General features: G+C 68.7%; 18 protein-coding genes. 12 read left to right on the plus strand and 6 right to left on the minus strand.

Annotation, left to right across the window (positions count from 1 at the left end; translation table 11 throughout):
- Positions 1 to 107: 107 nt before the first annotated feature.
- Both N6H00_RS20325 and N6H00_RS20330 read left to right on the plus strand, forming a co-directional pair.
- A complete protein-coding gene (locus N6H00_RS20325) occupies positions 108 to 1,226 on the plus strand; it encodes a lipid II:glycine glycyltransferase FemX (protein WP_268973220.1) in 1,119 nt (372 codons plus the stop codon).
- A 66-nt stretch (positions 1,227 to 1,292) separates the two neighbouring features.
- Complete coding sequence (locus tag N6H00_RS20330) at positions 1,293 to 2,324, plus strand: alanine racemase (RefSeq protein WP_268973221.1); 1,032 nt, start codon at positions 1,293 to 1,295, stop codon at positions 2,322 to 2,324.
- A 37-nt stretch (positions 2,325 to 2,361) separates the two neighbouring features.
- Here the strand turns inward: N6H00_RS20330 and N6H00_RS20335 are convergent, their stop codons facing one another.
- Together N6H00_RS20335 and N6H00_RS20340 are read right to left on the minus strand one after the other, a co-directional pair.
- Positions 2,362 to 3,852 carry a glycosyltransferase family 87 protein gene (locus N6H00_RS20335; protein WP_268973222.1) on the minus strand — a complete coding sequence of 497 codons (1,491 nt, stop codon included), beginning with the start codon at positions 3,850 to 3,852 and terminating at the stop codon, positions 2,362 to 2,364.
- 216 nt (positions 3,853 to 4,068) lie between these two features.
- The gene (locus tag N6H00_RS20340; protein ID WP_268973223.1) at positions 4,069 to 6,735 is read right to left on the minus strand and encodes a transglycosylase domain-containing protein; all 2,667 of its coding nucleotides are present in this window, start codon (positions 6,733 to 6,735) and stop codon (positions 4,069 to 4,071) included.
- Between the two features lie 357 nt (positions 6,736 to 7,092).
- On the opposite strand from N6H00_RS20340, the gene N6H00_RS20345 reads away from it, so the two are divergent.
- The 3 genes from N6H00_RS20345 to N6H00_RS20355 all read left to right on the plus strand — a co-directional run bounded on the left by N6H00_RS20345 (position 7,093) and on the right by N6H00_RS20355 (position 10,357).
- Positions 7,093 to 7,803 carry a PadR family transcriptional regulator gene (locus N6H00_RS20345; protein WP_268973224.1) on the plus strand — a complete coding sequence of 237 codons (711 nt, stop codon included), beginning with the start codon at positions 7,093 to 7,095 and terminating at the stop codon, positions 7,801 to 7,803.
- Between the two features lie 49 nt (positions 7,804 to 7,852).
- Entirely contained in the window at positions 7,853 to 8,935 is a 1,083-nt protein-coding gene (locus N6H00_RS20350) for an inositol-3-phosphate synthase (protein WP_268973225.1), read from the plus strand.
- A gap of 84 nt (positions 8,936 to 9,019) precedes the next feature.
- Entirely contained in the window at positions 9,020 to 10,357 is a 1,338-nt protein-coding gene (locus N6H00_RS20355; RefSeq protein ID WP_268973226.1) for an MFS transporter, read from the plus strand.
- Positions 10,358 to 10,363: 6 nt separating this feature from the next.
- On the opposite strand, the gene N6H00_RS20360 is transcribed toward N6H00_RS20355, so the two are convergent.
- Positions 10,364 to 11,854, minus strand: coding sequence for a CCA tRNA nucleotidyltransferase (locus tag N6H00_RS20360; protein ID WP_268973227.1), 1,491 nt, complete (start codon positions 11,852 to 11,854; stop codon positions 10,364 to 10,366).
- A 178-nt stretch (positions 11,855 to 12,032) separates the two neighbouring features.
- Here N6H00_RS20360 and N6H00_RS20365 point away from each other — a divergent pair, with 178 nt between their 5' ends.
- The 7 genes from N6H00_RS20365 to trxA all read left to right on the plus strand — a co-directional run bounded on the left by N6H00_RS20365 (position 12,033) and on the right by trxA (position 21,831).
- The gene (locus N6H00_RS20365) at positions 12,033 to 14,390 is read left to right on the plus strand and encodes a DUF6049 family protein (RefSeq protein ID WP_268973228.1); all 2,358 of its coding nucleotides are present in this window, start codon (positions 12,033 to 12,035) and stop codon (positions 14,388 to 14,390) included.
- 48 nt (positions 14,391 to 14,438) lie between these two features.
- Positions 14,439 to 16,823, plus strand: coding sequence for a murein biosynthesis integral membrane protein MurJ (gene murJ, locus N6H00_RS20370; protein ID WP_268973229.1), 2,385 nt, complete (start codon positions 14,439 to 14,441; stop codon positions 16,821 to 16,823).
- Between the two features lie 110 nt (positions 16,824 to 16,933).
- Positions 16,934 to 18,661 (plus strand): protein kinase family protein, encoded by a 1,728-nt coding sequence (locus N6H00_RS20375; RefSeq protein ID WP_268973230.1) that lies wholly within the window; start codon positions 16,934 to 16,936, stop codon positions 18,659 to 18,661.
- A gap of 29 nt (positions 18,662 to 18,690) precedes the next feature.
- A complete protein-coding gene (gene sigM / locus N6H00_RS20380; RefSeq protein WP_268973231.1) occupies positions 18,691 to 19,380 on the plus strand; it encodes an RNA polymerase sigma factor SigM in 690 nt (229 codons plus the stop codon).
- The gene (locus N6H00_RS20385) at positions 19,377 to 20,354 is read left to right on the plus strand and encodes a hypothetical protein (protein WP_268973232.1); all 978 of its coding nucleotides are present in this window, start codon (positions 19,377 to 19,379) and stop codon (positions 20,352 to 20,354) included. The genes sigM and N6H00_RS20385 overlap by 4 nt, the downstream gene beginning before the upstream one ends.
- 154 nt (positions 20,355 to 20,508) lie before the next feature.
- Positions 20,509 to 21,459, plus strand: a complete 951-nt coding sequence (trxB, locus tag N6H00_RS20390) for a thioredoxin-disulfide reductase (RefSeq protein WP_268973233.1) — start codon at positions 20,509 to 20,511, stop codon at positions 21,457 to 21,459.
- A gap of 42 nt (positions 21,460 to 21,501) precedes the next feature.
- The gene (trxA, locus tag N6H00_RS20395) at positions 21,502 to 21,831 is read left to right on the plus strand and encodes a thioredoxin (protein WP_268973234.1); all 330 of its coding nucleotides are present in this window, start codon (positions 21,502 to 21,504) and stop codon (positions 21,829 to 21,831) included.
- 75 nt (positions 21,832 to 21,906) lie between these two features.
- On the opposite strand, the gene N6H00_RS20400 is transcribed toward trxA, so the two are convergent.
- The 3 genes from N6H00_RS20400 to N6H00_RS20410 all read right to left on the minus strand — a co-directional run bounded on the left by N6H00_RS20400 (position 21,907) and on the right by N6H00_RS20410 (position 25,073).
- Positions 21,907 to 22,524 carry a GNAT family N-acetyltransferase gene (locus N6H00_RS20400; RefSeq protein WP_268973236.1) on the minus strand — a complete coding sequence of 206 codons (618 nt, stop codon included), beginning with the start codon at positions 22,522 to 22,524 and terminating at the stop codon, positions 21,907 to 21,909.
- Between the two features lie 324 nt (positions 22,525 to 22,848).
- Positions 22,849 to 23,991, minus strand: a complete 1,143-nt coding sequence (locus N6H00_RS20405; protein ID WP_268973237.1) for a ParB/RepB/Spo0J family partition protein — start codon at positions 23,989 to 23,991, stop codon at positions 22,849 to 22,851.
- A complete protein-coding gene (locus N6H00_RS20410; RefSeq protein ID WP_329618545.1) occupies positions 23,988 to 25,073 on the minus strand; it encodes a ParA family protein in 1,086 nt (361 codons plus the stop codon). The genes N6H00_RS20405 and N6H00_RS20410 overlap by 4 nt, the downstream gene beginning before the upstream one ends.
- Positions 25,074 to 25,252: the final 179 nt, after the last annotated feature.

Raw genomic sequence — 25,252 nt, forward strand, 5'->3', positions numbered from 1 at the left:
GCCCGGTTGTCCCCAGGCCCGAACAGGGCGCGTCCCTGTCGCAGTAGGCTTCGGCGCGAGAGCCGGAGCCCCGACCCTGGGGACAAACCTGCCGAGGAGCGCCCCGCATGAGCCTGACCCTGAGGACGATCAGCCGAGAGCAGCATCTGGCGTACATCCAGAGCCTGCCGGCGGCCAGCCACATGCAGGTCCCGGCGTGGGCCGACGTCAAGTCGGAGTGGCGCTCGGAGAGCCTCGGCTGGTTCGACGCCACGGGCCAGCTCGTCGGCGTCGGCCTCGTCCTCTACCGCCAGCTGCCCAAGATCAAGCGCTACCTCGCCTATCTGCCCGAGGGTCCGGTCATCAACTGGTACGCACCCAACCTCGAGGAGTGGCTGCGCCCGATGCTCGCGCATCTCAAGCAGCAGGGCGCGTTCTCCGTGAAGATGGGCCCGCCGGTCATCATCCGCCGGTGGGACGCCTCCGCGATCAAGTCCGGCATCCAGAACCCGGACGTGAAGCGGCTGCGCGATGTCGAGGCGACCTTCATCGAGCCGCGCGCCTTCGAAGTGGCCGAGCGGCTGCGGCGAATGGGCTGGCAGCAGGGCGAGGACGGCGGGGCCGGCTTCGGTGACGTCCAGCCGCGGTACGTCTTCCAGGTGCCGCTGGCCAACCGCTCCCTGGAGGATGTCCACAAGGGCTTCAACCAGCTGTGGCGCCGCAACATCAAGAAGGCCGAGAAGGCTGGTGTCGAGGTCGTCCAGGGCGGCTACGAGCATCTGCCCGAGTGGCAGCGGCTCTACGAGATCACCGCGGAGCGCGACCACTTCCGGCCCCGCCCGCTCAGCTACTTCCAGCGCATGTGGACGGCCCTCAACACCGAGGACCCCAACCGGATGCGCCTGTACTTCGCGATGCACGAGAACGAGGCCGTGGCCGCCGCCACGATGCTGATCGTCGGAGGCCATGTCTGGTACTCCTACGGTGCCTCCGCCAACCACAAGCGCGAGGTCCGGCCCTCTAACGCGATGCAGTGGCGGATGCTCCGCGACGCGTACGCACTGGGCGCGACCGTCTACGACCTGCGCGGCATCAGCGACTCCCTCGATGAGACGGACCATCTCTTCGGTCTGATCCAGTTCAAGGTGGGCACCGGTGGGCAGGCTGCCGAGTACCTCGGCGAGTGGGACTTCCCGCTCAACAAGCTCCTGCACAAGGCGCTCGACATCTACATGTCGCGCCGTTGACCACGATTCGCTGTTTCCCATACCTCCAATACACCGCGGCAACGAGAAAGGTTCCGGGACCGGCCAATGGCTCTCACCCTCTACGTCGACACCGCGCGCTGGCGGGCGCACCAGCAGATGGTGATCCAGCAGTTCCCAGGGATAGTCCCGGTCTGCAAAGGCAACGGCTACGGCTTCGGCCATGAACGGCTGGCCGAGGAGGCCGCCCGCATCGGCACCGACATCCTCGCGGTCGGGACCACGTACGAGGCCGCCCGGATGAAGGACTTCTTCAGCGGTGACCTGCTCGTGCTCACCCCCTTCCGCCGCGGTGAGGAGCCGGTGCCGCTGCCGGACCGGGTGATCCGCTCGGTCTCGTCGGTCGACGGCGTCTACGGCCTGGTGAACGCGCGTGTGGTCATCGAGGTCATGAGCAGCATGAAGCGGCACGGCGTCACCGAGGAGGACCTGCCCAAACTGCACGCCGCGATAGAGAACGTCCGGCTGGAGGGGTTCGCCATCCACCTCCCGCTCGACCGCACCGACGGACTGGACGCGGTCGAGGAGGTCATCGCCTGGATGGACCGCCTGCGGGCGGCGCGGCTGCCGCTGCACACCATGTTCGTCAGCCACCTCAACGCCGAGGAACTGGCCCGGCTCCAGCAGCAGTTCCCGCAGACCCGCTTCCGGGCGCGCATCGGCACCCGGCTGTGGCTGGGCGACCACGATTCGACGGAGTACCGGGGCTCGGTGCTCGACGTCACCCGCGTGGCGAAGGGCGACCGCTTCGGCTACCGCCAGCAGAAGGCCGCCTCCGACGGCCATCTGGTCGTCGTCGCCGGCGGCACCTCCCACGGCGTCGGCCTGGAGGCCCCCAAGGCACTGCACGGTGTGATGCCCCGCGCCAAGGGCGTCGCCCGCGCCGGTCTCGCGACCGTCAACCGCAACCTCTCGCCGTTCGTGTGGGCGGGCAAGCAGCGGTGGTTCGCCGAGCCGCCGCATATGCAGGTGTCCATCCTGTTCGTGCCCAGCGATGTCCAGGCGCCCCAGGTGGGGGATGAGCTGGTGGCGCATCTGCGGCACACCACGACGCAGTTCGACCGGCTGCTCGACCGCTGAACCCGCGCCGCCGGGAGTGAGCTCCCGTCCCCGAGGCTCACTCCCGGTGGACGCCCCAGTCCACCAGCACCACGCCGTCGTCGTACCTGGACGCGCGCCGCGCCTCTCCCAGGACGAACGCGTCCGGGGCCCGGTCCAGCACGCCTCCCCCGGGGTCGTCCGAACCGTCCTGCCGCACCGGGTCCCGCTCCGGCACCAGCGCGTCCCGGACGACCAGGGCGCACAGGTAGAGCGTCCCCAGCAGATGCACGACGATCGCCAGCTGATAGCCCTCCGCGGGCAGCCCCCGGTGCTGATCACCGCTGCCCATGTACGCGAGGTACATCCAGATCCCGAGGAAATACATCACCTCGCACGCCTGCCAGACCAGGAAGTCCCGCCAGCGCGGTCGTGCCAGCGCCGCCAGTGGGATCAGCCACAGCACGTACTGCGGTGAGTAGACCTTGTTGGTGAGCACGAAGCCCGCGACGACCAGGAAGGCCAGCTGGGCCAGGCGCGGACGGCGCGGGGCGCACAGGGCGAGCGCCGCCACACCGACGCAGGCCAGGATCATCAGCAGGGTTCCGTAGGTGTTGACGTCCTCCAGGGGGTCCCCGGTGCGCTGCGAGATGATCAGCCACAGGGAGCCGAAGTCGACCGGGCGCTCCTGGCTGAAGGTGTAGAAGGTCTTCCAGCCGTCGCGGATGTGCAGGCCCCCGCCCTGCGTCGTGATCATCACGGGGACGTTCACCACGAGCCAGGCGGCCACGGCCCCGCCGGCCGCCGACCAGAAGGCCCGCAGCCGACCCGCGCGCAGGCAGAGCACCAGCAGCGGACCGAGCAGCAGCACGGGGTAGAGCTTCGCGGCCGTCGCGAGCCCCAGCAGCACACCGGCGGCCATCGGGCGGCTGCGGGACCACACCAGCAGGGCGGCGGCCGTGAGCGCGACGGCGAACAGATCCCAGTTGATGGTGGATGTGAGCGCGAAGGCGGGGGCCAGGGCGACCAGCAGCGCGTCCCAGGGGCGGCGGCGGTGCGTACGGGCCACACAGACCGCGATGACCGCGGTGCAGACCATCAGCATGCCCGCGTTGACCAGCCAGTAGATCTGCTCACGGTGCTGGATGGAGCCGCCGGACGGGGTCATCCAGGAGGCGACCTCCATGAAGAGCCCGGTCAGGACGGGGTACTCCAGGTATTGCATCCCGCCCGAGACGCTGTCCGGTATGCGGTCGAAATACGGGACGAGGTCGTCGGCGAAGCCGCGACCGTTGTAGAGGTGCGGTATGTCGGAGTAGCAGGCATGGGTGTACTGGGCGGTGGCGCCGTGGAACCAGCCGCCGTCGTAGCACGGCAGCTTCTGCACCATGCCCAGGGCAAACATGCCGATGGCGACGATCGCCACGATCCGCACCGGAGTCCACCAGCTCGTGCCGAGCAGGGCCCGGCGCCCGGCCGGCCCACCGATCAGCTCGCTGCCGGCCGCGGCCACCGGGTCCTCGGCGGTCGGCCTGACGGGCTGGGCCTGTGGGTCCTCGCGCACGCTCATGGCCCCATCCTGCCGTACGGGTCCCACGGGAGGAGTCAGGACCGCCCCAGCGGCCACTGAGCGCGCCGCGGACGTCGGGACGAGCTTGCGCTCGGGGGACGGGGTGCCAGAGGCGCAGAGAGCCGTCCAGGGCCCTGAACGGCGCCGGCCGCGCCGGAGCGGGGTTCGCTCCGGCGCGGCCGGCGAGTGTGAACGGGCCGTACGGGGTGGTACGGGCTAGTTCTCCCTTCTGGCCCCGGACGGGCCGCCGAATATGCCACCAGGGCCGCCCGGCCCTTCCGTGGTCGGCGTCGTGGACGGATCGTCCGGCTGGTCGTCCCCGCCGCCGTTCTCGCCGCCGCCGTTGTCGTGGCAGTTGAAGTCCAGCGGGTCGCAGCTCGGGGTTTCCGTGGGCGTCTCCGTCGGAGTCTCCGTGGGCGTCTCCGTCGGAGTCTCCGTGGGCGTCTCCGTCGGAGTCTCCGTGGGCGACTTCGACGGCGGAGGCGGGGTGGGGCTCGCGTCCTCGCCGTAGATCTTCTCGCCGATCGGAGTGGCCGCGGGGAAGTCCTTGACCGGCTCGCCCTTCAGGGCGCCGCGCATGTAGTCGGCCCAGATCTCCGCCGGGAACGACGCACCGTGGATCGTCAGCTTGCCGCCCACGCCACGCATGGACAGGAACTTCTGGTTCTTGGCCTGGTCGTCGACCCGCCACATGCCGATCGCGGTGGACAGCTGCGGGGTGTAGCCGGAGAACCAGGCCGACTTGTTCTCGTCGGTGGTTCCGGTCTTGCCCGCGGCCGGACGGCCGATCTGCGCCGAGGATCCGGTGCCGTGCTCGACCACGTTCTTCAGAACGTCGGTGACGTTGTTCGCCACGTTCGAGTCGAACGCCCGGGTGAGCTTGGCGTCCTGCTCGTGGTCGTAGACAGTGCCGTCCTTGTCCTCGACCCGCTCGACCGAGTACGGCTCGGCCTGCTGGCCGCTGGCCGCAAAGGTCGCGTACGCCCCGGCGAGCCGGATGGCGCTGGGTGCGGAGGTGCCGAGCGAGAACGTCGGGGTGATCGAGGCCAGCTGCTCCTTGCTGAGGCCCGCGGCCAGGGCCGCGTCCCGCACCTTGTCGGTGCCGACGTCCATGCCCAGCTGGATGTACGGGGTGTTCACCGAGAACTGCATCGCGGTGCGCAGGCTGATCCGGCCCTTGTCCTCGTCACCGTCGTTCCGCTGGTGCCACTCACGGCCGTCCTTGTCGTGCCAGACGGTGCCGTCGTAGTCCCGCAGCGTCACCTTGTTGTCGCCGTTGTAGACACTGCTCGGCGAGACCAGGGTGCGCTCGGAGTCGGGTTGGTCCCGTGGGCCCTCCGGATCCCGGACGCCGTCGGTCATCGCGGCGGCCAGCACGAAGGGCTTGAAGGTCGAGCCCACCTGGACACCGGTGTAGTCCGCGTTGTTGCGATAGTGCTCCAGCGCGTCCTTACCGCCGTAGATGGCCACGATCTTGCCCGTCTTGGGCTCCACGGAGGCGCCGCCGAACTGGACGTATTTGTCGACCTCGCGCTCCTTCGGCTTGATGTTCTCCTTGGTGACCTTCTCGACCGCCCGGGTCAGCTCATTGATCTTGTTCCGGTCGAAGGTGGTGTGAATCTGATAGCCACCCTTGTCCAGCTGGTTCTTGCTGATGCCGGTATTGGCGACGATGTAGTTGTCGGCGAGGTCGGTCAGATAGCCGATCTGCCCCTGCTTGTTCGTGGCCACCTTCGGGTCCCGCGGCATCGGGAAACCCTTGCCGACCCACTTCTGGGCCTCGGTCTCGGACATCCGGTGCACGTCGACCTCGCGCTTGAGGATCCACGACCAGCGGGCCTTGGCGCGCTTGGTGTTGGCCTCCTTGGTGGCCGCGGCGCCGTAGCCGCCGTTGGGGTCGTAGAGGTTCGGGCCGTTGAGCGTCGAGGCCAGGAAGGCGCTCTGGCTCGGCGTCAGGTCCTCGCAGTCCCGGTCGTAGTAGGCGCGCGCCGCCGCCTGGCAGCCGTAGGCCCCGCGTCCGTAGTACGCGGTGTTGAGATACCCCGCGAGGATCTCGTCCTTGTCCATGTCCAGTCCGACCTTGACGGAAATGAACAGTTCCTTGACCTTGCGGGTGATGGTCTGCGACTGGTCCAGGTAGGTGTTCTTCACATACTGCTGGGTGATGGTCGAGCCACTCTGGGTCGCACCGCCCTTGGCCATGTTGAAGACCGCGCGGGCGATACCCATCGGGTCGACGCCGCTGTCGTCGTAGAAGCTGGCGTTCTCCGCGGAGATCACCGCGTTCTGCATGGACTTGGGAATCTTGCTGAGGGGGACGATCTGGCGGTTGAGGTCACCACCGCCGGAGACCACCATCTGCTTGCCGTCCGCCCAGTAGTAGACGTTCTTCTGGGTCTGGGACGCGGCCTGGGCGGTCGGTACCTGCACCAGCCACAGCCCTATGCCGACGGCGCCGAGAAGCACCGCGAAGAAGAAGAGGAAGGTGCCCGTCACCAGCTTCCAGGACGGGACCCAGCGCCGGAAACCCGACTTGCCCGCACGCGGGTAGTCGATGAAGCGCTTCTTGGCGGGACGCCCGTCGCCCCCCGCGCCGCGGCCGCGGCCACCGGCCGCCCGCCGACCGCCACCGCGGCCACCGCGGCCCGCGCCGCCCGCGCCCGGATCCGCTGCGCGTCTACGGCCGCCGCCACGTTGGGCGGCCCGCCGGGCCGCCGCCCGGCCGCCGTAAGGACGCTCCTCACCATGCGGGGTGGCGGCTGATCCGGCCGCGGCGTTGTGCGTCGGTGCTGCGCGACGGCCGGACGACTGCTGTCCGGCTCGCCGGGCCGCGGCTCGTCCGCCACCCTGGGGCTGCGGCGGCTTGCGACGGTGCTCGCTCATGGAACGACTTCTCCTCGGGCAGGCGCTATCGCCTGAAAGCGGCAGGTGGCTTCCGGTCCCCCCCATGTGCGATCCGGTCGCACCAGGCAACCGGACGCACTGCATCCCAGACGAGGACGCTTCGTGGCGTCACTTGGTTCCCATAGGTCTGCATGGCGAACAGAGTACGCACGGTCAAAACCAGCCCACCCGCCACCTTCGCTGCATAACCGTCAGATCGATTGCCACGAATTGGTGATGTGACGGCGTTCACCGTGGTCCCCCTTGTCCCGCCAAGAGCGCGGTTCTATCGTCTGGATGTATCGAGTCGATACATCAGCTCGGCATAGCGGATCCACAGGAGAGGGGAGGCAGGGGATGAGCAGACGCTCCGGCGTCCTGGAGTTCGCCATCCTCGGCCTGCTGCGTGAGTCTCCGATGCACGGATACGAGCTGCGGAAGCGGCTCAACACCTCACTCGGGGTGTTCCGTGCCTTCAGCTACGGCAGCCTCTATCCCTGCCTCAAGACGCTGGTCGCCAACGGCTGGTTGATCGAGGAGTCCGGCACCGCCGCACAGGACGCGCCCGCGGCGCCCCTCTCCGGCCGCCGGGCGAAGATCGTCTACAGGCTGACGGCGGCGGGGAAGGAGCGGTTCGAAGAGCTGCTCTCCCACACCGGGCCGGACGCCTGGGAGGACGAACACTTCGGCGTCCGTTTCGCCTTCTTCGGCCAGACGTCACGGGACGTGCGGATGCGGGTGCTCGAAGGACGGCGCAGCCGCCTGGAGGAGCGCCTGGACAAGATGCGCGCCGCCATGGCCCGCACCCGCGAGCGGCTGGACGACTACACCCTCGAGCTACAGCGACACGGTATGGAGTCGGTGGAGCGCGAGGTGCGCTGGCTGAACGAGCTGATCGAGAGCGAGCGGGCCGGGCGCGACCAGCGTGACGGCACCGCCGGGCAGGACGGGACGACCGATCGGGACGCGGACCGGTCTCCACAGCAGAACCAGTCAGGAGATGCGGGCGGCCCGCCCCGGTACCGGGGTGGTTCCCGGCCGGATCCGTCCGATGACACCGCCAAGTGAGGCCCGGCGTCCGCGGGGCCTCGTCCAGTACACACAGGGAGCAACCGGAATGGGTTCGGTTCGTGTAGCCATCGTCGGCGTGGGCAACTGCGCCGCCTCGCTGGTGCAGGGCGTCGAGTACTACAAGGACGCCGACCCGGACACCCGCGTGCCGGGTCTGATGCACGTGCAGTTCGGCGACTACCACGTGAACGACGTGGAGTTCGTGGCCGCCTTCGACGTGGACGCGAAGAAGGTGGGCCTGGACCTCGCGGACGCCATCGGCGCCAGCGAGAACAACACCATCAAGATCTGCGACGTGCCGACGACCGGTGTCACGGTCCAGCGCGGCCACACGCTCGACGGACTCGGCAAGTACTACCGCCAGACCATCGACGAGTCCGAAGAGGCCCCGGTCGACGTCGTCCAGGTGCTCAAGGACAAGCAGGTCGACGTTCTGGTCTGCTACCTCCCGGTCGGCTCCGAGGACGCCGCCAAGTACTACGCCCAGTGCGCCATCGACGCGAAGGTCGCCTTCGTCAACGCGCTCCCGGTCTTCATCGCCGGCACCAAGGAGTGGGCGGACAAGTTCACCGAGGCCGGGGTGCCGATCGTCGGCGACGACATCAAGTCGCAGGTCGGCGCGACCATCACGCACCGCGTGCTGGCCAAGCTGTTCGAGGACCGGGGCGTCATCCTGGACCGCACCATGCAGCTGAACGTCGGCGGCAACATGGACTTCAAGAACATGCTCGAGCGGGAGCGTCTGGAGTCCAAGAAGATCTCCAAGACCCAGGCCGTCACCTCCCAGATCCCCGACCGTGAGCTGGGCGCCGACAACGTCCACATCGGCCCGTCGGACTTCGTGGCCTGGCTGGACGACCGCAAGTGGGCGTATGTCCGCCTCGAGGGCCGCGCCTTCGGCGACGTCCCGCTGAACCTGGAGTACAAGCTCGAGGTGTGGGACTCCCCGAACTCCGCGGGTGTCATCATCGACGCGCTGCGCGCCGCGAAGATCGCCAAGGACCGCGGCATCGGGGGCCCGATCCTCTCCGCCTCCTCGTACTTCATGAAGTCGCCGCCGGTGCAGTACTTCGACAACGAGGCGCGGGAGAACGTGGAGAAGTTCATCAAGGGCGAGGTCGAGCGCTGACGCGCCAGTGCTGATTCCCGCCGCATGATCACGGGCCTCCGGGTAATCCCCCCGGAGGCCCGTGTGGTGTGTGAGGCTGACGTCATGCCTGTTGTGCGTGATCTCCGCGTACTGCTGCAACTCCATGACTTCCGCCGCCTTCTGGCCGTTCGCCTGCTGTCCCAGTCGGCCGACGGCGTCTATCAGGTCGCGCTCGCCACGTATGTGGTCTTCTCCCCGGAGAAGGAGACCTCCGCCACGGCCATCGCCTCCGCCATGGCCGTCCTGCTGCTTCCCTACTCCCTTCTCGGCCCCTTCGCCGGTGTGCTGCTGGACCGCTGGCGCCGACGGCAGGTGCTGCTCTACGGCAATCTGCTCCGCTCGGGGCTGGCTGCCGGAACCGCGGTGCTGATCCTCGGCCAGGTGCCGGAGTGGCTCTTCTACGCCTCGGCCCTGTCGGTGACGGCCGTCAACCGCTTTGTGCTGGCCGGCCTCTCGGCGGCCCTGCCGCGGGTCGTGGACAGCCAGGAGCGTCTGGTCATGGCCAACTCCCTCTCGCCCACCGCGGGAACGCTCGCCGCCACGGCCGGGGGCAGCCTCGCCTTCATCGTCCGGCTGTCGGGCCCAGGAGGCACCTCCTCGGACGCGCTGGTCGTCCTGCTGGGCGCCGCGCTCTATCTCATCGCCGGGCTCACGGCCCTACTCATGACACCGGGCCTGCTGGGGCCTGATCCCGCGGCCCTCCAGCCCCGTCTCTCCGCGGCCCTGATGAGCACCGCACGGGGCCTGGTCGCAGGCGTGCGCCATCTGCTGGAACGCCGGGATCCCACCGTGGCGCTGACCGCGATGACGCTGATGCGCTTCTGCTACGGCGCGCTCACGGTGACCGTGCTGATGCTCTGCCGATACGCATGGGCCGATACCGAGTCCGAAGGACTCGCACTTCTGGGACTGGCCCTTGGCATCTCGGGCGCGGGCTTCTTCGCGGCGGCGGTTGTCACGCCCTGGGCGGTCAGCCGGCTCAGGGACCGTACGTCATCCCGGCCGGACGGCCGACTCTCCTGGGTGATGGTGTGCGCGGGGAGTGCGGCCCTGCTGGAACCGGGTCTCGGACTGCCCTTCGAGCCCGCTCCCATGCTGATCGCCGCGTTCATCCTCGGGCTGGTCACCCAGGGCGCCAAAATCGCCACCGACACCGTGGTGCAGTCCGCCATCACCGATGACTTCCGCGGCCGGGTCTTCTCCCTCTACGACGTGCTGTTCAACATCGCCTTTGTGGGGGCCGCGGCGGTCGCCGCCGTGATACTGCCGCCGGACGGCGCCTCGGCCACGCTGCTGATCTGTGTGGCACTGCTTTACGCGGCCACCGCGCTCCTCGTGAGGTTTCACGTGAAACATGACCGGGAGAGCGCCCAGCGGGTCAATGTTTCACGTGAAACCTGAGGGATCTCAGCCCTCCGGCTGAGCCGCCCACCACTCCTGGAGCGCGGCGATCGCGGCGTCCCGCTCCATCGGGCCGTGCTCCAGCCGCAGCTCCAGCAGATGCTTGTACGCCTTGCCGACCTGCGGGCCCGGGGGGACGCCGAGGATCTTCATGATCTCGTTCCCGTCCAGATCCGGGCGGATGGCGTCCAGTTCCTCCTGCTCCTGTAGTCGGGCGATGCGCTCCTCGAGGCCGTCGTACGCACGAGAGAGCGCCATCGCCTTCCGCTTGTTGCGGGTAGTGCAGTCCGAGCGGGTGAGCTTGTGCAGCCGGTCCAGCAGCGGCCCGGCGTCACGGACATAGCGGCGGACGGCGGAGTCGGTCCATTCCCCCGTGCCATAGCCGTGAAAGCGCAGATGCAGCTCGACAAGGCGCGAAACGTCCTTGATCAGCTCATTGGAGTACTTGAGCTTCGTCATCCGGTACTTGGTCATCTTGGCCCCCACCACCTCGTGGTGGTGGAAGGAGACCCGGCCGTCCTTCTCGAAACGGCGCGTCTTGGGCTTACCGATGTCATGCAGCAGCGCGGCCAGCCGCAGCACCAGATCGGGCCCCTCGGCCTCCAGATCGATGGCCTGGTCCAGCACGGTCAGCGAATGTTCGTACACATCCTTGTGGCGGTGGTGCTCATCACGCTCCAGGCGCAGCGCCGGAAGCTCCGGCAGTACGCGGTCGGCGAGCCCGGTCTCGACGAGCAGCCGCAGCCCCTTGCGGGGGTGGTCGGCCAGGATGAGCTTGTTGAGCTCATCACGCACCCGCTCGGCCGAGACGATGTCGATCCGGTCGGCCATCGACGTCATCGCGGCGACCACCTCGGGGGCCACCTCGAAGTCCAGCTGCGCGGCGAAGCGCGCGGCGCGCATCATCCGCAGCGGATCGTCGGAGAAGGACTCCTCGGGCGTCCCCGGGGTGCGCAGCACCCGTGCTGCGAGATCCTCCAGACCGTTGTGCGGGTCGATGAACTCCTTCTGCGGCAGCGCCACCGCCATGGCGTTGACCGTGAAGTCCCGACGGACCAGGTCCTCCTCGATCGAGTCGCCGTACGACACCTCCGGCTTCCGAGATGTCCGGTCATAGGCCTCTGACCGATAAGTCGTGATTTCAATCTGGAAACTCTGGTCCGACCCGCTTCCAGGGGACATGCCCTTACGGCAGCCGACCGTGCCGAAGGCGATGCCGACCTCCCAGACCGCGTCCGCCCAGGGCCGGACGATCTTCAGTACCTCGTCCGGCCGGGCGTCCGTCGTGAAATCCAGATCGTTACCGAGCCGGCCGAGCAGCGCGTCCCGTACCGAGCCGCCGACCAGGGCCAGGCGGAAACCCGCCTGCTGGAAACGGCGAGCGAGATCGTCGGCAACGGGAGAGACCCGCAGGAGTTCGCCCACGGCGCGGCGCTGCACCTGGCTGAGCTCGTGGGGCGACTGCGGGGTTCGGCTGTCTTTGTTGGCGTTCGGCACAACAAAACAGAGTACGTGGCCGCGCGCACCAGAGACTCCACACCAAGAGGACCACCACTGCGTAACGATCTTGTGGAGCCGTCCACAGCACTTCGCCACAGCGGGCATCGTTACCATTTCGTGGACGCACATTGCGACGACCACTGACGATCTACTGACGACGAGGACGGGCGAGCGCGTGGCCGATGCGGCAGACCTCCGGGGGACAACTTCCGCTCGTGCCCGACGATGGTTGCGGCACACGGCGGCGCTGCTCGCCGCGGCGCCGGTGCTCGCGGGCCTGGTGCAGATTCCGGCGGCCTCCGCGGCCCACGCCGAGAGCAAGGCAAGCGGCTCCCGGTCGGTGGACGTCTCCATCACCTCGCTGACCCCCACCGCGCCGAAGAAGAGCGACACCCTCACGGTCAGCGGCACCGTCACCAACGACACCAAGTCCACGGTCTCCGACGCCCGCGTCGGTCTCCGCGTCGGCCCGACCATGAACGGCCGCAGCGCGATCGACACCGCCGCCCGGCGTACCGGCTACTCGGAGGGCCTCGACGGCACCGAGATCGGCGGCAAATACGCCAAGAAGATCGGAAAGCTGCCGGCCGGCGCCAGCCGTGACTTCTCTCTCTCCATACCGGTCGGGCAGCTGCACCTGGGGGAGAACGGCGTCTACCAGCTCGGCGTCTCGCTCACCGGTGACACCTCCAGCCAGCCCTGGCCGCAGGTGCTGGGCATCGAGCGGACCTTCCTGCCCTGGCAGTCGGGTGCGCCCGCGAAGAAGTCCCAGCTCACCTATCTGTGGCCGCTGATCTCCGCCACCCATGTGACCGCCCGCACGGACAACGACGAAGACCGCACCCCGATCTTCCGGGACGACCGCCTGGCCTCGGAGCTGGCTCCCGGCGGCCGGCTCCAGCAGATGGTCGCCCTGGGGAAGAACCTCCCCATCACCTGGGTGATCGACCCCGACCTGCTCGCCACGGTCGACGCGATGACGAAGAAGTACGAGGTCCAGGACGCCTCGGGCAACGGGACCAAGGCGGGTCACGGGCAGGCGGTCGCCAAGCAGTGGCTCGGCGCCCTGCAGAAGGCCGTGGAGGGCAAGCAGGTGGTCGCGCTCCCGTTCGCCGACCCGGACCTCGCCGCGCTCGCGCACCGCGGTAAGAACGTCACCGGCTCCCTCGGGCACCTCCAGGACGCCACCGAGCTCGCCTCGACGACCGTGGAGACCGTCCTCGGGGTGAAGCCGCGCACCGACTTCGCCTGGCCGGTGGACGGCGCGATCGACTCCTCGGTCGTGGATGTCGCCACCTCCGCGGGCGCGCACAACGTGATCGCCCGCAGCGACAGCCTGAGCGAGACCGGCGGGCTCTCCTACACCCCCACCGCGGCCCGCCAGATCGGCGGCGGCAACACGGCGGTGGTCGCCGACGCCCGGCTGTCGACCGCTTTCACCGGCGACATGTCCAAGGCGGAGAACTCCACTCTCGCCATCCAGAGGTTCCTGGCCCAGAGCCAGATGATCAACCTGCAGGCGCCGGACAAGCAGCGCAGCATCGTGGTCGCCCCCCAGCGGATGCCCACCACCAGCCAGGCGCAGGCGATGGCGGCGGCCCTGGAGGGCCTCACCGGGCAGTGGACGCAGCCGCTGAGCCTGGGACAGGCCGCGAAGGCGAAGCCCGACCCGAACGCCACCCAGAGGGTGCCCAGCTCCCGGTCGTACTCCCGGTCGCTGCGCGCGCGGGAGCTACCGGCCGAGGCGTTCCAGCAGATCCAGGAGACCCAGAGGACCCTGGACAATTTCGAGCCGATCCTCACCGCCAAGTACCGGGTGGTCACTCCCTTCGGGAACGCGATCAGGCGCGAGATGTCGACCTCGTGGCGCAGCGAGGCACAGAACGCGGCCGGCTTCCGCCATGACGTGCAGACGTATCTGTCCGGGCTCACCAAGAAGGTGCGCCTGGTCCCGAAGACGGACATGACCCTGTCCGGGCGGAGCGCGACCGTCCCGGTGACCGTCCAGAACAACCTGGTGCAGGGTGTCGAGCTGCGGCTCGTCCTCAAGTCCCACCAGGGCAACCGGCTGGCGGTCAGCGACCCTCAGCTGGTCAATGTCGAGGGCGGGCACAGCCAGTCCGTGAAGTTCGGGACCACGGCGAACGCGAACGGCCCGGTGTGGGTCTCGGCCCAGCTCTACACTCCGGACGGACAGCCGTACGGCGACGAGATGCCGTTCGAGGTGAATGTCACCGAAATCACGTCGACCGTGATCCTCGTGATCGCGGGCGGTGTGCTGCTGCTGGTCCTCGCCGGTGTCCGGATCTACGTCCAGCGCAAGCGCGCGGCCGCCAAGAGTGGTGAGGACAGCGGAGACGGGGAAGACGCCGAAAATATGCACGGGCAGGATGAGGGCGACAGTGAGGCCCCGGAGACGGACCGGCGCGCCCCCGCGCACGCCCTCGTGCCCGAGCAGCCGAGTGACCCGGCGTCGGACACCGGATCGCAAAGCGCTGGCCCATCCGGCTCGGGTGAGAAAGTGGACCATTGAGCAATGCCGGGGCCGGTCGGCCGCAGCGGACAATGAGGTGGGGTAGCGATGAACGCGCCGTATGACGGTGATGGCCGAGTGCCACCGCCGCCGCAGCCTTCGCCTCACGGCCCTCACGACCCTTACGGACAGGAACCGCACCAGCGTGATCCGTATCTGGGCGACGCACATCAGGTGCCCTCGGCCGATCCGCGCCAGTCGTACGGCCAGCAGTACTACCCGCAGGACCCGTACCTGGACGATTCGTACGCGACGGGCAGCTTCACGGCCTACCCGTATCCGACGCAGGATGCCTACGCCCATGATCCGCTGACGGATCCGCTGTACGACCGGCGCTCCCCTCACGCACCGCAGCACGGCGGCTACCAGCAGGAGTACTACCAGCAGCCCCCCACGCCGCAGGGCCCCGATCCCCGCGTATGGCCCTCCGAGGCCGGTCCCGGCCACCAGGGCGCGGCACAGCAGCCGTACACCGACGGACAGGCGTACACCGCCGGTCAGCCGGACCACGGCTATCAGGGGGCCGCCGACGGCTACGGCGCGGAAGAGCAGCCGCAGCGGGACGCGTTCGCGCATCTCTACCGCGATCAGCAGCCCTATGAGCCCCGGTCCGCCCAGGGCTATCCGCAGGGCTCACAGGACTACCCGCACGGGCAGACGCCCGCCCAGGGGCAGGCACCGGTCCCCGGACCGTCGAGGTCCGAGTCCGCCCAGGCCACGGCCGCCGCTCCCACGGTGGCCGCTCCGGTGGTGACCGCCCCCGCGGCCGAGCCCCGGCAGAAGAAGCCGTCGGGGGGCCGGGCGGGCGGTCTGCTCCAGTCCAGCGCGCTGATGGCCGCGGGCACCCTGGTCTCCCGTCTGACCGGTTTCGTCCGGCAGATGGTGATCGTCGCGGGTCTGGGCGCCGCCAGCCTCGGCCAGGCGTACCAGGTCGCCTATCAGCTGCCTGCGATGATCTACTTCCTCACCGTCGGCGGCGGTCTGAACTCGGTCTTCGTCCCGCAGCTCGTGCGCGCGATGAAGGAGGACGACGACGGCGGAGTCGCCTACGCCAACCGTCTGCTCACGCTGACGATGGTCGCGCTGGGCAGCCTCGTCGCGGTGTCGCTGTTCGCGGCCCCGGCACTGATCCGGATGCTCTCCGCGGACATCGCCAGCGATCCCCCGGCCAACGAGGTGGCGGTCACCTTCGCCCGCTACTGCCTGCCCACCATCTTCTTCATGGGCGTGCACGTCGTGGTCGGCCAGATCCTCAACGCCCGGGGCAAGTTCGGCGCGATGATGTGGACCCCGGTCCTCAACAACATCGTCGTCATCGCCACCTTCGGCCTCTTCATCTGGGTGTTCGGCACCTCCAGCAACTCCAACATGGGCGTCACGACCATCACGCCGGAAGGCATCCGGCTGCTGGGCATCGGCACGCTCCTCGGCCTCACCGTCCAGGCCCTGGCGATGTTCCCCTACCTCCGGGCAGCCGGTTTCCGCTTCCGGCCGCGCTTCGACTGGCGTGGCCACGGCCTCGGCAAGGCCGCCAAGCTGGCCAAGTGGACGGTGCTGTTCGTGCTCGCCAACCAGGCCGGCAACATCGTGGTGACCCAGCTCGCCACCGCGGCCGGTACGGAGGCCGACAACGGGGGCCACCCGGGAGCGAGCTACGTCGGCTACACGAGCGCCCAGCTCATCTGGAACATGCCCCAGGCCATCATCACCGTCTCGGTGATGGCCGCTCTGCTGCCCAGGCTCTCCCGGGCGGCCCACGACGGCGACCCCGGAGCGGTCCGCGACGACATCTCGCAGGGCCTGCGCACCTCCGCCGTCGCCATCGTCCCCCTCGCCTTCGGCTTCATCGCGCTCGGCATCCCCCTGTGCACCCTGCTCTTCGGGACCTCGGGCACCGCGACGGCCCAAGCCATGGGCTACATCCTCATGGCGTTCGGCCTCGGCCTCATCCCGTTCTCCGTGCAGTACGTCGTCCTGCGTGGTTTCTACGCCTACGAGGACACCCGCACCCCCTTCTACAACACGGTGATCGTCGCCGCCGTCAACGCCGCGGGCTCCGCCCTCGCCTATGCCGTGCTCCCCGCCCGCTGGGCCGTCGCCGGTATGGCCGCCGCCTACGGCCTGGCCTACGCCACCGGCGTGGGCGTGGCCTGGAAGCGGCTGCGCAAGCGGCTGGGCGGCGATCTGGACGGCCCCCGCGTCGTCCGCACCTACACCCGCCTCGCGGGCGCCAGCATCCCGGCCGCCCTGCTGAGCGGTGGCGCGGCCTACGCCATCATGCAGACCATCGGAATGGGCGTCGCCGGCTCGCTGGCGGCTCTGCTGGGCGGCGGCCTCGTTCTTGTCGCGGTCTTCTACATTGCTGCGAAACGGATGCGCGTTGAGGAGCTGACAGCCATGGTCGGTATGGTGCGCGGACGACTCGGACGCTGATCATTGAGCACAACCATCGTCCGCCACCGTGTGTCGTGCATAGCGGCGGACTGTGGGCACAATTGTCTTGGCTCGGAGCAGGTGCAACGGATGGGGAGGCAGGAACGACGGTGGCGGAACGGAGCACAGCTGCCGTCGACGTGGCCGACAGCGGTGGAGAGGAGCCGCTGACCGCCGAGGCGGGCAAGGCCACGGCCGACGGGGCGGGGACGAAGAAGAAGGCCGGCAAGGGGACAGAGGCCGCGGTCACCGACGATGCGGGTGCCGCGGCCGAAGCGAGCCCTCTGGAGCTGCACAGCGGTCACAAGCTGGCCAGACGCTACCGTCTGGAGGAGTGCGTCACCCGTCTGGACGGATTCAGCAGTTGGCGTGCCGTGGACGAGAAACTGCGGCGCGCCGTCGGAGTGCATGTGCTGCCCGCCGACCATCCGCGCACCAGGCCGGTGCTCGCCGCCGCCCGTTCGGCGGCCCTGCTGGGCGACCCCCGCTTCGTCCAGGTCCTCGACGCCGTCGAGGAGAACGATCTTGTCTACGTCGTCCATGAGTGGCTTCCCGACGCCACCGAACTCACCGCCGTGCTGGCCGCCGGGCCACTCGAGCCGCACGACGCGTACCAACTGGTCAGCCAGGTCTCCCAGGCCATGGCCGCCGCCCACCGTGAGGGCTTGGCCCATCTGCGACTCAACCCCGGCTCCGTACTGCGCACCGAATCCGGCCAGTACCGCATCCGCGGACTCGCCGTCATGGCCGCCTTGCGCGGGATCACCGCCGACCACCCCCAACGCACCGACACCGAGGCGATCGGCGCGCTGCTGTACGCGGCGCTCACCCAGCGCTGGCCCTACGAGACGGACGCCTACGGCCTCTCCGGGCTGCCCAAGGGTGTGGGCCTGATCGCCCCCGACCAGGTCCGCGCGGGAGTGCACCGCGGGCTGTCCGAGCTCGCGATGCGCGCGCTGGTCAACGACGGGGCCACCGCCTCCCGTCAGGACCAACCCTGCACCACCCCCGAGGAGCTGGCCAAGGCCGTCGCGGCCATGCCGCGCATCCGGCCCCCCGAGCCCGCCTTCACCCCCTCACCGGCGTATCAGCGCACGACGTACCAACAAGGCGTGTACGGTCAGACCCCGCCCCGGGGCGGCACCTCGCCCGCGGCCGCTCCCGTACCGCCTCCGCCGCCGCTGCAGAGCCGCACGGGCAAGGCCCTCAAATGGACCGTCTCGGCCCTTCTGATCGCCGCCCTGGGTCTCGGCAGCTGGCAGCTCGCGGACACCCTGCTGAAGGACGAGAACAACACCAGCCCGAGCAAGTCCACCGGTGAGAAGGACGACGGCAACGCCGGAAAGGTTGTCAGCAAACCGCTGAAGATTGAGGGCTCCGCCGAGTTCGCCCCCGATGGCTCGTTCCAGAACAGCGACCAGGCCCAGCTCACCCACGACAACGACCCGTCGACGTACTGGCGCACCAAGAGCTACGACGACGGCCCGGAGTTCGCCCCCAGCATCAAGAAGGGCGTCGGGATCGTCTATGACCTCGGCTCCGAGCAGGAGGTCAGCGGTGCCTCCGTGGGACTCCACTACGGGGGTTCCTACACACAGATCTCGCTGTACGCTACGGATTCCCTGAATCCGTCCGCGTCCGCGTCCGATCCGGTCGGCTCGTTCAAGAAGATCACCTCGCGCAAGACCACGAGCAAGACCGCCGAGCTGAAGGTCAAGAACTCGGTGAAGACCCGCTACGTCCTCGTCTGGATGACCGCCCTCCCGTCCTCTCCACCCGAGCAGTACTACACACACCCCTACAAGCAAGCCATCACCGAAGTGAAGTTCACCGGCTGAGCCGGCTGATCGGGGAGGGGGCTCGAACGGTGGACGACGCCACCATCGGCGAGGCGAGCGACAGCGAGCTCCTTGCCCGGCACGTCGACGGCGATCCGGACGCCTTCAGCGAAATAGTGCGGCGCCACCGCGACCGACTCTGGGCGGTGGCGCTGCGCACCCTCGGCGACCGGGAGGAAGCCGCCGACGCGGTCCAGGACGCACTCGTCTCCGCCTACCGCGCCGCGCACACCTTCCGGGGCCAGTCCGCGGTGACGACCTGGCTGCACCGCATCACGGTCAACGCCTGTCTGGACCGGGCCCGCAAGGCCGCCTCCCGTCGTACCTCTCCTGTCGACGACACCGAGCGGCTTGAGCACCTGCTGGAACCCCATGAATCCGCCGCCGCTCCCGCCGAGCGCGGCGATCTCCACCGCGAACTGCTGCGGGCGCTGCGCACCCTCCCGCCCGAGCAGCGGGCCGCCCTGGTCCTGGTCGACATGCAGGGCTATCCCGTCGCGGAGGCGGCGAAGGTACTGGACGTTCCCACCGGCACCGTGAAGAGCCGCTGTGCCCGGGGCCGCGCACGGCTGCTGCCGTTGCTCTCACATCTCCATCCCAGCGGGAGGGGTAGCTCACCTCCGGGCGGGGGAAGGAACCGGACGCAGGGGACGTCCGTCCCACCGGCGGCAGGACCGAACGACACAGATGCCGTGAAGGGCGGAGGTGGGCGAGCGTGACATCCTCGACGGACACGGACGAGCACCCTGAAGTCGCGGAGATCTCCGCACTCACCGAGGGTCTGCTCTCTCCGTCCCGCGCCGTCGATGTGCGCACTCACCTCGCCGGCTGTGTGCTGTGCGCGGATGTGTGGACATCCCTGGACGAGATCCGCTCCATGCTCGGGACCCTGCCCGGCCCGGTGCGGATGCCCGCCGATGTCGCGGGCCGTATCGACGCGGCGCTGGCCGCCGAAGCACTTCTCGACGCGACCGCCCCCGAGGGCGTCTCCGATGTTTCACGTGAAACCCCGGACCCGACCTCGGCGCCCACCCCTGTTTCACGTGAAACGGCCGACGGCGTCTCGGGCACTCCCGGCTCCGACTCCGTGGAACTCGCAGCCAAGCCGTCCACCGTGGCGGACCGGCCCGCTGGGCGCCCGCGTGGCGCCACCGGACCGGGACGAGGATCCACCGGGCCCAGCACTCGTCCCGGCCGCGCCCGCCGCTGGCGCAAGGCCGTCCTCGGTGGTGCCTGTGCCGCGGCGGTGATCGGCCTCGGATCCCTCTTCCTCCAGGACGGCTCCTCCGGCGATCACGACGACACCGGTCCCCAGGCTCACGCCAGCCAGAGCTCCGGGAAGTCCACCCTCTCCTCGGGCACGCTCAAGGACCGTGTGCACGAACTGCTCGCCGAGCGAAAGTCCACCACATCGGACGGTGTCACCGGGCAGGAGAACACGCCCGATGTGCCGCTGCGCGCCGACGACGACCCGCATGTGCCGTCCTGTGTACAGAGCGGCACCGGCCGCAAGGATCCGGCTCTCGCGGCACAGCAGGACACCTACGACGGCCAGACCGCCTATATCGTCGTCCTGCCCCATCCGTCCGACAGCTCGCTCGTCGACGCCTTCGTGATCGACGCATCCTGTGTCTCGGTATCCCCGTCTTCCCCCGGGAAGCTTCTGGTGAGCCGGACCTACCCGCGAGGCTGAGGCACACCGCACACCAGGCCCTGCCTGACAGCGCTCGGGAATGCCGGACCCGTAGGATCCGTTGGGTGGGGTGGCAGCGGAATTCCGGGGAAACCCGAACCCGCGCGTCCAGTCATCAGCAGTCCGGCAGTCGGCAAAGACAAGGAAGACATCCGTGAGCGACGTCCGCAACGTGATCATCATCGGTTCCGGGCCCGCGGGCTATACGGCCGCGCTCTACACCGCCCGCGCTTCCTTGAAGCCGCTGGTCTTCGAAGGCTCCGTAACCGCCGGTGGTGCCCTGATGAACACCACCGAGGTGGAGAACTTCCCTGGCTTCCGGGACGGGATCATGGGTCCCGATCTGATGGACGGCATGCGGGCCCAGGCCGAGCGCTTCGGCGCCGAGCTGGTCCCGGACGATGTGGTCGCGGTCGACCTCAGCGAGCAGATCAAGACCGTCACCGACTCCGCCGGCACCGTCCACCGCGCCAAGACCGTCATCGTGGCCACCGGCTCTCAGCACCGCAAGCTGGGGCTGGCGCGCGAGGACGAGCTCTCCGGCCGCGGTGTCTCCTGGTGCGCCACCTGTGACGGGTTCTTCTTCAAGGACCAGGACATCGCCGTCATCGGCGGCGGCGACACGGCCCTGGAAGAGGCGACCTTCCTGTCGCGGTTCGCCAAGTCGGTCACGGTGGTCCACCGCCGGGACACCCTGCGCGCCAGCAAGGCGATGCAGGATCGGGCCTTCGCCGACCCGAAGATCTCGTTCGTCTGGGACAGCGTGGTCGAGGAGATCCACGGCGACGGCAAGCTCTCCGGTCTCACCATTCGCGATGTGAAGAAGGACGAGACCTCCGAGCTGCCGGTGACCGGACTGTTCATCGCGATCGGCCACGACCCGCGCACCGAGCTGTTCAAGGGCCAGCTGAACCTGGACGACGAGGGCTACCTCAAGGTCGATGCGCCCTCCACGCGGACGAACCTGCCCGGTGTCTTCGCCGCGGGCGATGTCGTGGACCACACCTACCGTCAGGCGATCACCGCGGCCGGCACCGGTTGCTCGGCGGCGCTGGACGCCGAGCGCTACCTCGCCTCGCTGGGCCAGGGCGACGCCACCGTCTGACTCCGCTATCCACCCCTGCACCAACCCACTAAGGAGATTGCCATGGCCGGTGCCACGGTCACCGTGACGGACGCCGACTTCGAGGAGAAGGTCCTCAAGAGCGACAAGCCGGTACTCGTCGACTTCTGGGCCGCGTGGTGCGGTCCGTGCCGCCAGATCGCCCCCTCGCTGGAGGCCATCGCGGCCGAGCACGCCGACAAGATCGTCATCGCCAAGCTCAACATCGACGAGAACCCGGCGACCGCCGCCAAGTACGGCGTGATGTCCATCCCGACGCTCAATGTGTACCAGGGCGGCGAGGTCGCCAAGACCATCGTCGGTGCCAAGCCCAAGGCCGCCATCGAGCGCGACCTGGCCGACTTCATCGGCTGAGCGCACCACGCCTCACCCTCGTACACGAAGGGGCTGCCCTCACGGGCAGCCCCTTCGTGTTTCACGTGGAACGCGCTACAGCGGCCGCAGCGCCGGCTCCTTCTGGACCGCGCCGAGCAGCCGGTCCAGCGCCAGCTCGACATCCTCCTTCCAGGAGATCGTCGTCCTCAGCTCAAGCCTCAGCCGGGGGTAGCGCGGATGCGGCCGTACGGTCTTGAAGCCCACGGCCAGCAGATGGTCGGCGGGCAGCACACACGCCGGTTCCTTCCAGGTGGCGTCCCCGAACGCCTCGATGGCCTTGACGCCCCGGCGGATCAGATCCTTGGCGACGGTCTGCACCATCACCCGGCCCAGTCCCTGCCCCTGATATCCGGGCATCAGCCAGGCCGTCATCAGCTGCACGGCATCCGCCGCGACCGGACTGGTCGGGAAGGCCGTGGAGCGCGGCACATACGCCGGAGGCGCATACAGCACAAAGCCCACCGGGACCTCATCGACATAGACCACCCGGCCACACGATCCCCACTCCAGCAGGACGGCCGAGATCCAGGCTTCCTTCTCCAGCTCGGGCCGACCCGCCCTTACCGCTGCCTCACCGCTGACCGGATCGAGCTCCCAGAAGACACAGGCGCGACAGCGCTTGGGGATGTCCGGGAGGTTGTCCAACGTGAGCGGTACGAGCCGACGCCCCATGAAGCCAGTCCTTCACTTTCGTGGCCAGCCGCGGCACGGGCGGCTGACAGCGCACTACGCTCCCTGAGCAGACTCCCGACGAAACCGCCGACAGCTCCCAGGCCCAATCCTGTGGCCAACAGTCCGGTGCGGCTCACCGATCGCATGGCCCTGCCCTCCACATGCGGCGCCTCCACATGGATCCGCCCTACCTGATCGCATCGTATCCGTGCCGAGATTGCACCGATACCGCCCTTGGGCAAACAGCGGGTCGTGTTCCGACCATGTCGGAACACGACCCGCCCCGCACTGCTTCCGTACGGCCTTGGCCGTACGGACAGCGCCTCACTCGTCCTCGTCCGCCGCTTCGCCCTCAGGGGAGAGAGGCTGCTCCAGCACCGCCCCCTCACCAGGAGCCAGCGTGCCGAGGATCCGCTCGAGATCCTCTATCGAGGCGAACTCGACGACGATCTTTCCTTTCTTTTGACCGAGGTCGACCTTCACTCGTGTCTCGAACCGATCGGACAGACGCGACGCGAGATCCGTGAGCGCGGGGGATACCCTCGCCCCCGCCCTCGGCCCCTTGGTCTTCGTCGTCCCGCCCGACCGCGACCCCATCAGGGTGACGATCTCCTCCACCGCACGCACCGAGAGCCCCTCGGCGACGATGCGATGGGCCAGCCGGTCCTGCTCCTCCGCGTCCTCCACGGAGAGCAGCGCCCGAGCGTGGCCCGCGGAGAGAACCCCCGCCGCGACCCTGCGCTGAACGGAAGGGGAGAGCTTCAGCAACCGCAGCGTATTGGAGACCTGCGGACGTGAACGCCCGATGCGGTCGGCCAGTTCGTCATGCGTGCAGTTGAAGTCCTTCAGCAACTGGTCGTACGCCGCCGCCTCTTCCAGTGGATTCAGCTGAGCGCGGTGGAGGTTCTCCAGCAGGGCGTCGAGCAGAAGCTTCTCGTCATCGGTGGCCCGGACGATCGCGGGGATCTTCTCCAGTCCCGCCTCACGGCAGGCCCGCCAGCGACGCTCGCCCATGATGAGCTCATAGCGCTCCGGCGCCAACTGCCGCACGACGATGGGCTGGAGGAGACCGACCTCCTGGATCGAGGTGACCAGTTCGGCAAGCGCGTCCTCGTCGAAGACCTCACGGGGCTGACGAGGATTGGGGGTGATGAAGTCCAGCGGCAGCTCGGCGAAGTGCGCCCCGGCCACCTCCTCGGGAACCACCGCCGATCCGGCCTCGGGCTCCTTCTCCCTCGCCGCGGGCTCGGTTTCCTGTGGAACGGTGTGCGTGGACAGTGCGGCCACCTTGGCCGCCGCCACACCGCGCTCCTGGGTGAGCACCGGGACCGCGGTCGGTGAGGTGGTGGCCCCGGTCGCCGTGACCGTTCCCGCCCCCGCCGCGGGGCCGGCGTTGTCCGTCCCCTTCGGCGCGGGAGGAATCAGGGCACCGAGCCCACGGCCCAGTCCTCTGCGTCGCTCACTCACTGAATCCCCTCCTGCATGCTGTGCTGATCGTGCTGGCTGAGCTCGGGCAAGGCATGAGCGTGCTGGGCGTTGTAGTGCACGCTGAAGCCTCTGAGGGCGATCTCACGGGCCGCCTCGAGATAGGACAGCGCCCCGCTCGACCCCGGGTCATAGGTGAGGACGGTCTGCCCATAGCTGGGGGCCTCGGAGATGCGCACCGATCTGGGAATGCTCGTCCGGAGCACCTCACTGCCGAAGTGGCTGCGCACCTCGTCCGCCACCTGGGAGGCCAGCCGGGTGCGGCCGTCGTACATGGTGAGGAGGATCGTCGAGACATGGAGCTTGGGGTTGAGATGACCCCGCACCAGATCCACGTTCCGCAGCAGCTGCCCCAGTCCCTCCAGCGCGTAGTACTCACACTGGATCGGGATCAGTACTTCCGCACCGGCCACCAACGCATTGACCGTGAGCAACCCGAGCGAGGGCGGACAGTCGATCAGGATGTAGTCCAGCGGCTGCTCATATGCCTGGATGGCCCGCTGTAGCCGGCTTTCCCTCGCCACCAGGGAGACCAGCTCGATCTCGGCACCGGCGAGATCGATCGTGGCAGGAGCGCAGAAGAGTCCCTCCACGTCCGGGACCGGCTGCACCACATCGGACAGCGGCTTGCTGTCGACCAGCACGTCGTAGATCGATGGAACCTCGGCGTGGTGGTCGATCCCCAGCGCCGTCGACGCATTGCCCTGTGGGTCGAGGTCGATCACCAGCACTCGACCACCGTGCAGGGCGAGCGAGGCGGCCAGATTGACCGTGGTCGTGGTCTTCCCCACCCCGCCCTTCTGGTTGGCAACCACGATCACCCGGGTGTGCTCCGGCCTGGGCAACCCCTCCCCGGCACGGTCCAGGGCATCCACCGCCAGTTGAGCGGCACGACCCATAGGGGCGTCGTCCATCGGGGGCGGCGTTTCACGTGAAACATCCTCCCCCGCCGATTCGGTACGGGGGCCGGGGACCGGATCGGTCATCGGCCCCGCGATGTTGGCGTCGGACCGCAAGGATTCACTCTCCTCGACATCAGGCTCGCGATGAACAGAGCCTGCCATGCTTTGGGGGTTGTGAACCAGCGAGGCCCGTTCTCCTGTGGATGAATCCACGTTCATACGGGGTCGGCGGCCGCGGGGCAGAGCCGCCGCACGACCACGACTGATGATTCCATGCAGCAGGGAGCGACGTTTCACGTGAAACACGATGCACGGGAGGCCTCGTTGATTCGTCGCGACAC

Origin of the sequence: Streptomyces sp. S465, from assembly GCF_026898115.1 — a bacterium.
GTDB classification, from domain to species: Bacteria; Actinomycetota; Actinomycetes; order Streptomycetales; family Streptomycetaceae; genus Streptomyces; species Streptomyces luomodiensis.

Coding starts and splice junctions, on each gene's coding strand:
- N6H00_RS20325 (WP_268973220.1), top strand. CDS start 108: ATGAGCCTGACCCTGAGGACGATCAGCCGAGAGCAGCATCTGGCGTAC.
- N6H00_RS20330 (WP_268973221.1), top strand. CDS start 1,293: ATGGCTCTCACCCTCTACGTCGACACCGCGCGCTGGCGGGCGCACCAG.
- N6H00_RS20335 (WP_268973222.1), bottom strand. CDS start 3,852: ATGAGCGTGCGCGAGGACCCACAGGCCCAGCCCGTCAGGCCGACCGCC.
- N6H00_RS20340 (WP_268973223.1), bottom strand. CDS start 6,735: ATGAGCGAGCACCGTCGCAAGCCGCCGCAGCCCCAGGGTGGCGGACGA.
- N6H00_RS20345 (WP_268973224.1), top strand. CDS start 7,093: ATGAGCAGACGCTCCGGCGTCCTGGAGTTCGCCATCCTCGGCCTGCTG.
- N6H00_RS20350 (WP_268973225.1), top strand. CDS start 7,853: ATGGGTTCGGTTCGTGTAGCCATCGTCGGCGTGGGCAACTGCGCCGCC.
- N6H00_RS20355 (WP_268973226.1), top strand. CDS start 9,020: ATGCCTGTTGTGCGTGATCTCCGCGTACTGCTGCAACTCCATGACTTC.
- murJ (WP_268973229.1), top strand. CDS start 14,439: ATGAACGCGCCGTATGACGGTGATGGCCGAGTGCCACCGCCGCCGCAG.
- trxA (WP_268973234.1), top strand. CDS start 21,502: ATGGCCGGTGCCACGGTCACCGTGACGGACGCCGACTTCGAGGAGAAG.
- N6H00_RS20400 (WP_268973236.1), bottom strand. CDS start 22,524: ATGGGGCGTCGGCTCGTACCGCTCACGTTGGACAACCTCCCGGACATC.
- N6H00_RS20410 (WP_329618545.1), bottom strand. CDS start 25,073: ATGGCAGGCTCTGTTCATCGCGAGCCTGATGTCGAGGAGAGTGAATCC.